Consider the following 12,922-nt stretch of genomic DNA (forward strand, 5'->3'; position numbering starts at 1 on the left):
ACGGGACCGTACACGGTCCGGACGCCGCACTTCAAAGGCGTCTCACCGTGTACTTCCCGTGATCAAGACCCCCGAAAACCCGGACTTTTCCGACTTTTCATCCCCACTCGTGATCACGGAGAGTGGATGGCCGGAAAATTTTCCTTGTGATCGATGACACAGGGGGGTGCCGGGTCGGTGCCCCGGAAATTCCGCGCAAAGCGAACATCCCCGCGTGTCGGAGGCATGATCTCAGAGAGGCAGGGTGACGCGCATCACGAGCCCGCCGCCCTCGCGCGGCGTGGCCGAGATGTGGCCGCCGTGCGCCCGCGCCACGGACCGCGCGATGGACAGCCCCAGCCCGACGCCCTTGTCGCTGCCGGTGCGCTCCGTGCGCAGCCGCCGGAACGGTTCGAAGAGGTTGTCGATCTCGTACGCCGGAACCACCGGCCCGGTGTTCGAGACGACCAGGACCGCCTGGCCGTGCTGGACCTGGGTGGTCACCTCGACCCAGCCGCCCTCGGGGACGTTGTACCGGACGGCGTTCTGCACCAGGTTCAGCGCGATCCGCTCCAGCAGGACGCCGTTGCCCTGGAGAACCGCGGGATCGCGCTTGCCCCGGAACTCGACGCCCTTCTCCTCCGCCTCGGCATGCACCTGGTCGATGGCCTGCCCGGCCACCTCGGCGAGATCGACCGGCTTGCGCTCGATGATCTGGTTGTCGCTGCGGGCGAGCAGCAGCAGCCCCTCCACGAGCTGCTCGCTGCGCTCGTTGGTGGCCAGCAGCGTCTTGCCGAGCTGCTGCAGCTCCACCGGCGCGTTCGGATCGGACAGGTGGACCTCCAGCAGCGTGCGGTTGATCGCCAGCGGCGTCCGCAGCTCGTGCGAGGCGTTGCCGACGAAGCGCTGCTGGGCGGTGAAGGCCCGCTGCAGGCGCTCCAGCATGTCGTCGAAGGTGTCGGCCAGCTCCTTCAGCTCGTCGTCCGGTCCGTCCAGCTCGATGCGGCGGGACAGGTCCGAGCCCGCCACCGCGCGTGCCGTGCGGGTGATCCGGCCGAGCGGGGACAGCACCCGGCCGGCCATGGCGTAACCGAAGGCGAAGGCGATCACGGCGAGCCCGAGGAGCGCCAGCAGGGACCGGCTGAGCAGGTCGTCCAGGGCGTGCTGGCGCTGCGCGGCCTGGCAGTGCTCCAGCACGTTGTTGAGCTCGCTGTTGGGTGCCGTGTTCAGTGCGGGGCACGTCGTACTGGTGATGTCGAAGGTGCCGGTCACCCGGAGGGACTGGCCGACGCCCTCGTGGAGGGCCTGCGCGGCGAGCAGGTAGATGATCGACAACAGCAGGATGCCGGCGATCAGGAACATGCCGCCGTAGAGCAGCGTGAGCCGTATGCGGATGGTGGGGCGCAACCAGGGGAAGGGCAGTTCCGGTTTCCTCGGGTCCCAGGTGGGCTTGGGGGGTGCCGTGGGCGGGGGCGGTGCGGGTGTCGCGGCCATCACGCGTCAGATCCGGTAGCCGGAGCCGGGAACGGTCACGATGACGGGCGGCTCCCCCAGCTTGCGGCGCAGGGTCATCACCGTCACCCGCACCACGTTGGTGAACGGGTCCGTGTTCTCGTCCCAGGCCTTCTCCAGCAGCTGCTCGGCGGAGACCACGGCGCCCTCGCTGCGCATCAGCACCTCCAGGACGGCGAACTCCTTGGGCGCGAGCTGCACCTCCTTGCCGTCGCGGAAGACCTCGCGGCGGTTGGGGTCGAGTTTGATCCCCGCGCGCTCCAGGACCGGCGGCAGCGGCACGCTGGTGCGCCGTCCCAGGGCACGCACGCGTGCGATGAGCTCGCTGAACGCGAAGGGCTTGGGGAGGTAGTCGTCGGCGCCGATCTCCAGGCCCTCTACACGGTCGCTGACGTCGCCGGACGCCGTCAGCATCAGCACGCGCGTGGGCATGCCGAGTTCGACGATCTTGCGGCAGACGTCGTCGCCGTGCACCAGCGGGAGGTCGCGGTCGAGGACGACCACGTCGTAGTCGTTGACGCCGATGCGCTCCAGAGCAGCCGCACCGTCGTACACGACGTCGACCGCCATGGCCTCCCGGCGCAGTCCGGTGGCCACCGCATCGGCGAGCAGTTGCTCGTCCTCGACGACGAGTACGCGCACGTCGCTAGTCCTTCCTCAAAGCCGCCGAGCGCGCCGCGTGGGCGCGCACTGGCGGAATTCGTACCGGGGGTCTACGCCTCCATCCTGCCGCGTTCGCCCGTAAACCGGTTGTAAGACGGTCGCGCCCGGCCGTCCCGGAACCCACCCGTGGGGTTCCGGCCACCGCCGTCGGCACACGCGGGCGGCTGCGGGCGCGGGAAGATTTCTCGACCCGCCCAGGTTTCCCCGTGCGTCCGCTGGGGGAGGACGGCTTTACACCCCGCGATCACGCTCTGCTTGTGCCGCAGCACCATGCGGTACGCCGCGATCCGCTTCCGCAGAGTGGGCGTGGGTGTCCGGCACCGTCGCCGCCCGGCCGGGCAGCGCTGGGCACCTACGGAGACGTGATCGCCCCTTCCCAATGGCACACCCCCGTGCCACCGACCCACGACCCAGGACGAGGGGGCGCAGCATGGACGCATTCACGGCAGGACTTCTGCAGCGCATAAGGGCTACCGAGTCCGACCTGACGCGGGCGCGTGACGAGGGCGACGACTTCCTTGTCGAGGTGGAGCAGTCGGAACTGGACGACCTGCACCGCCTCGCCGCCGAACACGGAGTGGAGGTCGGCACCTACAGCGTCTGATCGACCCGCAGCACGACAGCAGACCCCCGGCGAATCCAGCGCCGGGGGTCTGCTGCGTCCTCGGGCCCGTCGGCGTCCACCGGTCGGCCCGCCGGGGTCCGTCAGTCGTGCCAGGCGCCGAAGTCCTCGAGCAGCCGCTGGAGCGGTTCGAAGACGGCCGGGGTGGCCGCGACCGTCAGCTCGCCTCCGGGGCGCTCCGCGGGGCGTCCGCCCGTCAGCGCGCCCGCTTCCCGGGCGATCAGGTCACCGGCCGCCAGGTCCCAGGGGTGCAGACCCCGTTCGTAGTAGCCGTCGAGGCGACCCGCGGCCACGTCGCACAGGTCGATCGCCGCGGAGCCGCTGCGCCGGATGTCCCGCACGAGCGGGATGAGCCGCCGGGCCACCCCGGCCTGGTGGTCCCGGACGTCGGCGACGTAGTTGAAGCCGGTCGAGACCAGTGCCTGGTCGAGCGGTGCCGCGGGGCGGCAGACCAGCCGGCGCTCGCCGTCCCGGGCATCGGTGGCCCAGGCGCCGCCGCCGCGGACCGCGTGGTAGGTCTCGCCCCGCATCGGGGCGGCGACGACCCCGACGACGGTTTCGCCGTCCTGTTCGGCCGCGATCGAGACGGCCCAGGTGGGCAGGCCGTAGAGATAGTTGACGGTGCCGTCGAGCGGGTCGATCACCCAGCGGACGCCGGTGCTGCCCGCGGTGGCGGCGCCCTCTTCGCCGAGCATGCCGTCGTCGGGGCGCCGTTCGGAGATCAGGCCCGTGATCAGCTTCTCCGCCGCGATGTCCATCTCGGTGACGACGTCGACGGGACTCGACTTGGTGTCGGCGACCGCGAGGTCCGCCGGGCGGCCGTCCCTCAGCAGTTCGCCCGCCCGGTGGGCGGCCTCCCGGGCGAGCCGCAGCAGGTCCGTGTACAGGGGGTCGGTCACGGTTCTCCTCACGCGTAGGGGCTGTCGGCGCCGCAGGCGGCGGGGCGGGGGGCGCGGGCCGGGCAGCAGCCGACCGGGCAGACGTCGTGGCTGGGCCCCAGCGCGCCGAGGGCGCAGGGGACGACGTCCTGCCCGCGTTCGGCCGAGGCGCGCTCCAGGATCAGCTCGCGGATCGCGGCGGCGAAGCGCGGGTCGGCGCCCACGGTGGCCGAGCGTCGCACCGGCAGGCCCAGTTCCCCGGCCTTGGCGCCGGCCTCGGTGTCGAGGTCGTACAGGACCTCCATGTGGTCGGAGACGAAGCCGATGGGGGCCATCACGACGGCCGGGACGCCGGCTGCGTGCTGCTCCTGGAGGTGGTCGCAGATGTCCGGCTCCAGCCACGGGATGTGCGGGGCACCGGAACGGGACTGGTAGACGAGCCGCCAGGGGTGGTCGACGCCGGTGCGCTCGCGGACGGCGCCGGCGATCAGCCGGGCCACGTCGAGGTGCTGCTCGACGTAGGCGCCGCCGTCCCCGTGGTGCGCGGCCGGGCCGGAGTCGTCCGCGGCGGAGACCGGGATGGAGTGGGTGGTGAACGCGATGTGCGCGCCGGTGCGGACGTCGTCGGGGAGGTCGGCGAGGGACCGGAGCACACCGTCGATCATCGGTTCGACGAAGCCCGGGTGGTTGAAGTAGTGCCGCAGCTTGTCGATCCGCGGCAGTACGAGGCCCTCCGCCTCCAGGGTCGCCAGCGCGCCGGCGAGGTTCTCACGGTACTGGCGGCAGCCCGAGTAGGAGGCGTAGGCGCTGGTGGCCAGCACCAGGATGCGGCGGCGGCCGTCCCGGACCATCTCCCGCAGCGTGTCGGTGAGGTACGGCTCCCAGTTGCGGTTGCCCCAGTAGACCGGCAGGTCCAGGCCGTGGTCGGCGAAGTCCTTGCGGAGGGCGTCCAGCAGGGCGCGGTTCTGGCCGTTGATCGGGCTGACTCCGCCGAAGAGGAAGTAGTGCCGGCCGACTTCCTTCAGGCGTTCCTTGGGGATGCCGCGCCCCCGCGTCACGTTCTCCAGGAACGGGACCACGTCGTCAGGGCCCTCCGGGCCGCCGAAGGAGAGCAGGAGCAGGGCGTCGTAGGGAGTGGCATCGAGCGCGTCTGGCATGACTCGATCCTGCCACCCGGCACCGACGGCCGGGAAACGGCGGGGCGGCGGGAGGGGGCGGACCGGGTGCGTCGCCGGGCAGCACACCGGTACGACCGGGCGCCGGCGGAAAAACGCGGGTGCGCGCGGGCCACCCGACCGTAAGCTGTATCGGCCTCGTTCGCACCTTACGCGACGGCCCGCCACCGTACCGGACCCCCCGGAGATCCCGTGCCCAGCCCCTATCGCGCCCTGTTCGCCGCACCCGGCTCCAAGGGCTTCTCCGCCGCCGGGTTCCTCGGCCGTATGCCGCTGTCGATGACGGGCATCGGCGTGGTCACCATGATCTCCCAGCTCACCGGGCGCTACGGCCTCGCGGGAGCGCTGTCGGCGACCATCGCGCTGTCCGCCGCCGTGGTCGGGCCGCAGATCTCGCGGCTGGTGGACCGGCACGGGCAGCGCCGGGTGCTGCGCCCCGCGACGTCGGTGGCACTGGCCTCCGCGGCCGGGCTGCTGCTGACCGCGCACCGCGGCGGGCCGGACGGGCTGCTGTTCCTGTGCGCCGCCGGCATCGGAGCGGTGCCGAGCCTCGGGGCGATGGTCCGCGCCCGCTGGGCCGCCCTGTACCGGGGCACGCCGCGGCTGCACACCGCGTACTCGTTCGAGTCCGTGGTCGACGAAGTCTGCTTCGTCCTCGGGCCGATCGTCTCCATCGGGCTGTCCACCGCGTGGTTCCCGGAGGCCGGGCCGCTGCTCGCGGCGTGTTTCCTGGCGGCCGGCGTGTTCCTGCTGACCGCGCAGCGGGCCACCGAGCCCGTGCCGCATCCACGCGCGCGTCACGGCACCGGGACGGCGCTGCGCTCGGCGGGGCTCCAGGTGCTGGTGGCCGCCTTCGCCGCCACCGGTGCGGTCTTCGGGGCCGTCGACGTGGTCACCGTGGCCTTCGCCGACGAGCGGGGCCACAAGGGTGCCGCGAGCGTGGTGCTGGCGCTGTACGCGGCCGGATCCTGCGCGGCGGGCCTCGTGTTCGGCCTGCTGCGCTTCACCGGGGCGCCCGCACGCCGCTGGCTGCTGGGCGTCTGCACCATGGCCGTGAGTATGATCCCCCTCCTACTGGTCGGAGACTTGCCGTTTCTGGCCGTGGCGCTCTTCGTCGCGGGCCTGTCCGTCGCACCCACGATGATCACGACGATGTCCCTCGTCGAAGAGCACGTACCACGCGCGCACCTGACCGAGGGGATGACCTGGGTGAGCACCGGGCTCGCGGTCGGCGTCGCGCTCGGCTCGTCCGTGGCCGGCTGGGTGATCGACACGGCCGGCGCGCGGGCCGGGTACGGGGTTCCGGTGACCTCCGGGGCCGTCGCGGTCGCGGTCGGTTTCCTCGGGTACCGCCGGCTGAGCAGGCCGGTTCCGTGTCGGGGAGGCACCCTTGAGCAGCACAGCGAGGCGGATGAACGGCACGTGGCGTAACTGGGGCGGGAATGTCTCGGCCCGCCCGGCACGGGAGGTGGAACCGGCCTCCGTGGACGAGCTGGCCGCCGCCGTGCGGCAGGCGGCCGGGGAGGGGCTGAAGGTGAAGGCCGTCGGGACGGGCCACTCCTTCACCTCGATCGCGGCCACCGACGGAGTCCTGATCAGGCCGCACCTGTTGACGGGCATCCGCAACATCGACCGGGACGCCATGACCGTCACGGTGGAGGCCGGCACTCCGCTCAAGCGGCTCAACGCGGCGCTGGCCCGCGAGGGGCTGTCGCTGACCAACATGGGCGACATCATGGAGCAGACGGTCTCCGGCGCCGCCAGCACGGGGACGCACGGCACCGGACGCGAATCCGCCTCGATCGCCGCCCAGATCAGGGCCCTGGAGCTGGTCACCGCCGACGGCTCGGTGCTCACCTGTTCCGAGAAGGAGAACCCGGAGGTCTTCGCGGCCGCCCGCACAGGCCTCGGCGCACTCGGGATCGTCACCGCGATCACCTTCGCCGTGGAGCCGGTCTTCCTCCTCTCGGCCCGCGAGGAACCGATGTCCCTCGATCGGGTGCTCGCCGACTTCGACCAGTTGTGGGCCGAGAACGAGCACTTCGAGTTCTACTGGTTCCCGCACACCGGGAGCACCAACACCAAGCGGAACAACCGCAGCACCGGTCCGGCCGAGCCCATGGGGCGGATGGCGGGCTGGTTCGAGGACGAGTTCCTCTCCAACGGCGTCTTCCAGGCGGCCAACTGGATCGGCCGGGCCGCGCCCGCCACGATCCCGGCGATCGCCCGGATCTCCAGCAGGGCCCTGTCCGCGCGGGCCTACACCGACATCCCCTACAAGGTGTTCACCTCGCCGCGCCGGGTGCGGTTCGTGGAGATGGAGTACGCCGTACCCCGGGCGGCCGTCGTGGAGACGCTGCGCGAGCTGAAGGCGATGGTGGACCGCTCCGGACTGCGCGTCAGCTTCCCCGTCGAGGTGCGTACCGCCCCGGCCGACGACATCACGCTCTCCACGGCGTCGGGCCGGGACAGTGCCTACATCGCCGTCCACATGTTCCGGGGCACGCCCTACCAGCGGTACTTCACCGCCGCCGAGCACATCTTCACCGCGCACGAGGGGCGGCCGCACTGGGGCAAGGTGCACACCCGGGACGCGGAGTACCTCTCCCGGGTCTATCCGCGCTTCGGGGAGTTCACGGCCCTGCGGGACCGGCTGGATCCGGAGCGGCTGTTCCAGAACGGCTATCTGCGCCGGGTGCTGGGGGCGTAGCGGAGGTTCCGGGACCGCCTCCCGAGGAGCCGGTGCCGGACGGGTCCGGCTCCGGAACGGCACTGCCGGTCGCACCGTCGTCGCCCCCGCCGTCCGACGGGGACGCGTCCGGGGAAACCGGCCCTCCGCCGGGTTCCCCGGACGGTGAGGAGGGTGAACGGGGCACGGGCGAGCCGGAGTCGGCCGGGCCTGCCGGCCCCGAGGGGGCCGGGTGGCCGGACGGGTCGGGGGAATCCGGGGTTTCGGGGGTGTCCGCGGAGCCGGAGGACGACGGTTTCCCTCCGGTGAGGGCGTCGCTCACGGTCGTTCCCCCGCCGCCGCTGAAACTGCTGCCGGACGCCAGCTCGTAGGCGGTGATGCCGGCCATGGTCACGGCGAAGACCAGGGCGGCGGCGACCAGTGACCTGCGCCGTCGCCCGGCCCGCGCGCGGTGGACCGTCGCCTCGCCGTACGCGTCCGGTGCGCGGGGCGGCGTCGTCCCGGCGTACGCGTCCGGCACCCCGGGCGCCGACCGTGCCGACCCGGCCGCACCCGGGGTCCCGCGGATCTGCTCGCCGGTCCGGGTGAGGACGTGCTGGAAGACCGAGCCCCCGCAGGTGGCGATGACGCTGACGACCCCGGCGCCGAGGATCGTGCCGTACACGCCGAAGGAGGAGGCGAGTTTGGCGGCCACCACCGCGGCCACGGCACTGCCGGCCACCTGCGGGACGCTGAGGTCGATCCGCCTCCTCCGCGCCCTTTCGTCCGCTGCGGCACCCGCCGCGCTGAACTCGTCGTCGCCATCGGGCTTTTCGCGCATACCCGAACCCTGCCTGCCCTTCCCGTACGAGACCCGTCACTTGATCAGCAATCGGCATATGGTCAACCAACCGCACAAGAAGGGGACGTTCGGACAGAACCGATGGTTCCGGTTCAGGTGGTTGCGTGAAGTACGCCACGCTCAAGATCAGGGAAACCCTCAACGGGACGACCGAGTCCGCCCCCTTGCCGGAAGTCGGGCGGCGCGCCAATCCGCGCACGTGGCCCAAATGGAGTACTGTTGCGAGCCCTGGGTCCGGTCTCCCGTCAGGGTGCCCGGAGCCTCGCCGGACCGCCAGGAGGGGGCTAGTTGCACAGGGTGACGAGGTTGGTCACTTAGCGTGGCGAACCGGTAACCGTGCCATAACGGCGATCCAGGGCCCGCGCCCGACACGCCGGGCAACTCGGCAAGGTTGTGGCAGGCTGCACCCGGGCAGGCCACACTCGACTAGCGGAAGCAGCGACGCACGTGACGTCGGCAGGCACCACCCGGGAGGTCCCCATGCCCGAACTGCGTGTCGTGGCCGTCTCGAATGACGGCACACGGCTGGTGCTGAAGGCTGCGGACTCAACGGAGTACACGCTTCCGATTGATGAACGGCTCCGCGCCGCCGTGCGCGGCGACCGCCCTCGGCTCGGTCAGATCGAGATCGAGGTGGAGAGCCATCTCCGCCCCCGCGACATCCAGGCGCGGATACGCGCCGGCGCGACCGCGGAGGAGGTCGCGCAGATGGCCGGCATCTCCGTCGACCGGGTGCGGCGCTTCGAGGGCCCCGTGCTCGCCGAGCGCGCCTTCATGGCCGAGCGGGCCCGCAAGACGCCCGTCCGCCGGCCCGGCGAGAACACCGGACCCCAGCTCGGAGAGGCGGTGCAGGAGCGGCTGCTGCTGCGCGGCGCCGACAAGGACACCGTCCAGTGGGACTCCTGGCGCCGTGACGACGGCACCTGGGAGGTCCTGCTGGTCTATCGGGTCGCGGGCGAACCGCACTCGGCGAGCTGGACCTACGACCCGCCCCGGCGGCTCGTCCAGGCCGTCGACGACGAGGCGCGCTCGCTGATCGGCGAGTCAGACGACCTTGCCGCCCCGGAACCCAGCTTCCCCTTCGTGCCCCGCATCGCCAGACTGCCGCGCGACCGGCCCCTGGACCGCTCCCTCGACCGGGAACGGCCGGCCCTGCCCGCCCCCCCGGCCGAGCCGGAGGAGGAGGAGACCGCGGCCGAACGGGACTCGCTGACCAGCCTGCTGGAGGCGGTTCCGAGCTTCCGGGGCGACCTGGTGGTGCCGGAGCGCCCTGCGGAATCCGCGGAGGAGCCCGAGGAGGAGGCTGCGGAGGAGGAGCCCCCGGCGCCGGCCGCCTCGGCCGGGTCGGCCTACGCGGACGTCCTGATGCCGCGCTCCATCAGCAGCCACCGCGACCGCCTCATCGGGGCGACCGACCGCCAGGCCGAGGCCGACGGTGTCCGCCCCGGCCGCCGTGCCGCGGTGCCCAGCTGGGACGAGATCGTCTTCGGGACGCGCCGCAAGAAGCAGGAGTAGACCGGCCGCATCCCCACGGCCGGCCCCCTTCCGCGGCGTGCCGGAGGTGGTAGGGGTGGGCTCGTGTGCCCCAGCGGCAGCGGCGTTACCGGTGTGTCGGACCGGCCGGTCCGACACCACCGCGCTCCAGCCTGGCAGCGGCGGCGCCGGATCGGCTCGGTGGCCGACCGCGCGACGTGGGCCGCGGCGCGATCGGCGGAGGAGCTGACCGAGCCGTTCACCCTCGTGGGCGACCCGCCCGATGTGTGGAACGTGGATCCCTCCCCCGCGCACCCACCTGCCGGACCCCTACTGCGGATCCGGTCCCACGGCGACGGGGCGGGACGGGTCCGACGACCACTCCGACCAGGAGCCGACGTAGAGCGCCGCCGGGACGCCGGCCACGGCCAGCGCGAGCACCTCGTGCGCCCCCGAGACGCCCGAGCCGCAGTAGACACCGACCTCCGTACCGTCAAGGGCTCCCAGCTCCTTGAAGCGGCCCCTGAGTTCCCCGGCGGGCCGGAAGCGGCCGTCCGGAGCCACGTTGTCGGTGGTGGGTGCCGAGACCGCGCCCGGGATGTGGCCGCCGACCCGGTCGACGGGCTCGACCTCGCCCCGGTACCGCTCCCCCGCGCGGGCGTCGAGCAGCAGCCCGGAGCGGGCCAGTGCGGCGGCGCCGTCGGCGTCCAGCAGCCCGCCCCCCACCGGCCCGGGACGGAAGTCGCCCTCCCCGGGATCGGGGACGCCGGTCGACAACTCGCCCTCCCACAAAGGCAACCCGCCGTCGAGGACCCGCACGTCCGGGTGACCCGCCCAGCGCAGCAGCCACCAGGCGCGTGCCGCGCCCCAGCCCAGCCCGCCGTCGTACACGACGACCGGCCGGGCCACCGACACGCCCGCCCGGCGCATCGCGGCGCCGAACACCTCCAGGTCGGGCAGCGGATGCCGGCCCGCCGAGGAGGGCGCGGACGCCAGCTCGGCGTCCAGGTCGACGTAGACGGCGCCGGGGAGGTGCCCGGCGGCGTAGGCGGCGCGGCCGTCGAACGGCGGCTCCCCCGCCGCCTTGGCGAGGCTGAGCTGCCAGCGGACGTCGAGCAGTACCGGCGGGTCGCCGTCCGCCAGCTCGTCGGCGAGTTCGGATGCGGAGATGATGGCCTTCATGGTCACCATCCTTGCGTACGGGGTGGCCGCAGCGTCCGTGTCCGGCTACTCTGCTCGGCCGGACAGGCTCGATCACCGGGCGTACGGGATCGGGCACATGCTGTACAGCCGATCACCATCCGCCGGCACGCACACGGAAGCCGACGGGGCACCGCACCACGGCCGCCGTGCGGGCAGCGCCTCTCCCCCGGCGGCGCGCCCGGAGCGCGCGGCGCCACGGTGGTGCGAGCATCGGCACGGGGGTCCGGAGAGCGGAAGCGACGACGGCCGCCGCGAGGGGCCGAGAAGAGAGTGACGATGACCGAGGCACCGGGGACGGCCGGCCGTAACGGCGAGGCGCACACGCGGTACGCGCCCGGCACGCCCTGCTGGGTGAGTCTGATGGTGCACGGGCTGGACGCGACCGAGGACTTCTACCGCCGGTTGTTCGGCTGGGAGTTCCGACCCGGCCCTCGGCAGCTGGGCCCGTACGCGCGGGCGTTGCTGGACGGGCACGAGGTGGCCGGCGTCGGCCAGCTGCCCCCGGACCGTCAACTGCCCATCGCCTGGACGCCCTACCTCGCCTCCGACGACGTGGACCATGCGGCCGAGACGGTCCGGCTGTGCGGCGGCACCGTCGGTGTCGGCCCACTGGACGCCGCCGACGCCGGCCGGCTGGCGATCGGCTCCGACCCCAGCGGTGCGGTCTTCGGCCTGTGGCAGGCCGCGTCCCTCCGCGGTACGGCCGTCACCGGGCTGCCCGGCACCCCCGCCTGGAACGAGTTGCTGACGTTCGAGTCGGTGGGCGTGGCCAAGTTCTACGAAACGGTCTTCGGCTACGAGCCGGAGCCGGCCGACTCGGGCGACGTCGACTACGTCACCCTGCGTGTGGAGGGCCGCCCGGTCGCCGGCATCCACGGCGTGGGGCACGCGCTGCCCCGCGACCGGGGACCCCACTGGATGACGTACTTCCAGGTGGCCGACACGGACGAGGCGGTCGAGCGGCTCGCCGGCCTCGGCGGCCATGTCCTGACACCGCCGTGGGACAGCGCCCGCGGACGGGTGGCGACGGTGTCCGACCCGGAGGGAGCGCGCTTCACGCTCCTGCAGAGCCCGCGCTGACGTGCGGGGACGGTACCTGCGCCGGCTCACGGACCGTCTCGAACGTCCCGTCCCGCCGGACGGCCGGGCAGCGGCCGGGACCCTGCGGCTCAGTCCGGCTGGACCGGCAGCACGTCCGGTGACAGTGCCGCCGCGCGGGCCGACGCGGCCGTCATGCGGCGCCGATGGTGGCGACGGCACAGGACCTCGTACCCGACCTCGTCCACTGACTGGTTGACGTCGCCGACGACGACCTGCGCGCCCTCGACGACCATGGCCCCGCCCACCGTGCGGGCGTTGTGCGTGGCGCGGGCGCCGCACCAGCACAGGGCCTCGACCTGGAGCACCTCGACCCTGTCGGCCAGCTCCACCAGGCGCTGCGAGCCCGGGAACAGCTTGGAGCGGAAGTCGGTGGTGATGCCGAAGGCGTAGACGTCCACCTCCAGGTCGTCGACGACGCGCGCCAGTTGGTCGATCTGCTCCGGTGCGAGGAACTGGGCCTCGTCCGCGATGACATAGTCGGCGCGTCGGCCCTGGGAGAGGTGGTCGACGAGGTACACGTACAGGTCCATGCCGTCCTCGACCTCCACCGCGTCGGTGACCAGACCGAGCCGGGAGGACAGCTTGCCCTCGCCCGCGCGGTCGTCACGCGTGAGGATCATGCCCTGGAGGCCGCGTGCGGAGCGGTTGTGCTCGATCTGGAGAGCCAGCGTCGACTTCCCGCAGTCCATCGTTCCGGAGAAGAACACCAGCTCGGGCATGGGGGGATGAGCACCTTTCGGCAACGGGACCGGCGGGACGTCCGGTGCAGCGGTTCGCGGGGGCTTC

The 12,922-nt window shown here is 72.7% G+C and carries 12 protein-coding genes; 5 read left to right on the forward strand and 7 right to left on the reverse strand.

The window, feature by feature from the left end; genetic code table 11:
• Positions 1-231: 231 nt before the first annotated feature.
• Together I3F54_RS01275 and I3F54_RS01280 are read right to left on the reverse strand one after the other, a co-directional pair.
• A complete protein-coding gene (locus tag I3F54_RS01275; protein WP_240116634.1) occupies positions 232-1,473 on the reverse strand; it encodes a HAMP domain-containing sensor histidine kinase in 1,242 nt (413 codons plus the stop codon).
• Positions 1,474-1,479: 6 nt separating this feature from the next.
• Positions 1,480-2,133, reverse strand: a complete 654-nt coding sequence (locus I3F54_RS01280; RefSeq protein ID WP_003993508.1) for a response regulator transcription factor — start codon at positions 2,131-2,133, stop codon at positions 1,480-1,482.
• A gap of 451 nt (positions 2,134-2,584) precedes the next feature.
• Between I3F54_RS01280 and I3F54_RS01285 the strand changes: the two genes are divergently transcribed.
• Positions 2,585-2,758 carry a hypothetical protein gene (locus I3F54_RS01285; protein WP_240116635.1) on the forward strand — a complete coding sequence of 58 codons (174 nt, stop codon included), beginning with the start codon at positions 2,585-2,587 and terminating at the stop codon, positions 2,756-2,758.
• Positions 2,759-2,859: 101 nt separating this feature from the next.
• Here the strand turns inward: I3F54_RS01285 and I3F54_RS01290 are convergent, their stop codons facing one another.
• Complete coding sequence (locus tag I3F54_RS01290) at positions 2,860-3,675, reverse strand: inositol monophosphatase family protein (protein ID WP_240116636.1); 816 nt, start codon at positions 3,673-3,675, stop codon at positions 2,860-2,862.
• 8 nt (positions 3,676-3,683) lie between these two features.
• A complete protein-coding gene (locus tag I3F54_RS01295; RefSeq protein WP_240116637.1) occupies positions 3,684-4,811 on the reverse strand; it encodes a ferrochelatase in 1,128 nt (375 codons plus the stop codon).
• A gap of 210 nt (positions 4,812-5,021) precedes the next feature.
• On the opposite strand from I3F54_RS01295, the gene I3F54_RS01300 reads away from it, so the two are divergent.
• Both I3F54_RS01300 and I3F54_RS01305 read left to right on the forward strand, forming a co-directional pair.
• Positions 5,022-6,260, forward strand: a complete 1,239-nt coding sequence (locus I3F54_RS01300; protein WP_240116638.1) for an MFS transporter — start codon at positions 5,022-5,024, stop codon at positions 6,258-6,260.
• The gene (locus I3F54_RS01305; protein WP_374205836.1) at positions 6,241-7,539 is read left to right on the forward strand and encodes a D-arabinono-1,4-lactone oxidase; all 1,299 of its coding nucleotides are present in this window, start codon (positions 6,241-6,243) and stop codon (positions 7,537-7,539) included. The genes I3F54_RS01300 and I3F54_RS01305 overlap by 20 nt, the downstream gene beginning before the upstream one ends.
• Here I3F54_RS01305 and I3F54_RS01310 read toward each other — a convergent pair.
• Complete coding sequence (locus I3F54_RS01310) at positions 7,463-8,338, reverse strand: hypothetical protein (protein WP_240116640.1); 876 nt, start codon at positions 8,336-8,338, stop codon at positions 7,463-7,465. The genes I3F54_RS01305 and I3F54_RS01310 overlap by 77 nt on opposite strands.
• A gap of 501 nt (positions 8,339-8,839) precedes the next feature.
• Between I3F54_RS01310 and sepH the strand changes: the two genes are divergently transcribed.
• The gene (gene sepH / locus I3F54_RS01315) at positions 8,840-9,874 is read left to right on the forward strand and encodes a septation protein SepH (RefSeq protein ID WP_240116641.1); all 1,035 of its coding nucleotides are present in this window, start codon (positions 8,840-8,842) and stop codon (positions 9,872-9,874) included.
• A gap of 288 nt (positions 9,875-10,162) precedes the next feature.
• On the opposite strand, the gene I3F54_RS01320 is transcribed toward sepH, so the two are convergent.
• Positions 10,163-11,014: a sulfurtransferase gene (locus I3F54_RS01320; protein WP_240116642.1), complete on the reverse strand. Its 852-nt coding sequence runs from the start codon at positions 11,012-11,014 to the stop codon at positions 10,163-10,165.
• A gap of 297 nt (positions 11,015-11,311) precedes the next feature.
• On the opposite strand from I3F54_RS01320, the gene I3F54_RS01325 reads away from it, so the two are divergent.
• Positions 11,312-12,115: a VOC family protein gene (locus tag I3F54_RS01325; RefSeq protein ID WP_240116643.1), complete on the forward strand. Its 804-nt coding sequence runs from the start codon at positions 11,312-11,314 to the stop codon at positions 12,113-12,115.
• A gap of 89 nt (positions 12,116-12,204) precedes the next feature.
• Here I3F54_RS01325 and I3F54_RS01330 read toward each other — a convergent pair whose 3' ends face one another.
• Positions 12,205-12,855, reverse strand: coding sequence for a thymidine kinase (locus tag I3F54_RS01330; RefSeq protein WP_240116644.1), 651 nt, complete (start codon positions 12,853-12,855; stop codon positions 12,205-12,207).
• Between the last annotated feature and the right edge of the window lie 67 nt (positions 12,856-12,922).

Origin of the sequence: Streptomyces sp. MUM 2J, from assembly GCF_022414535.1 — a bacterium.
Taxonomy (GTDB): domain Bacteria; phylum Actinomycetota; class Actinomycetes; order Streptomycetales; family Streptomycetaceae; genus Streptomyces.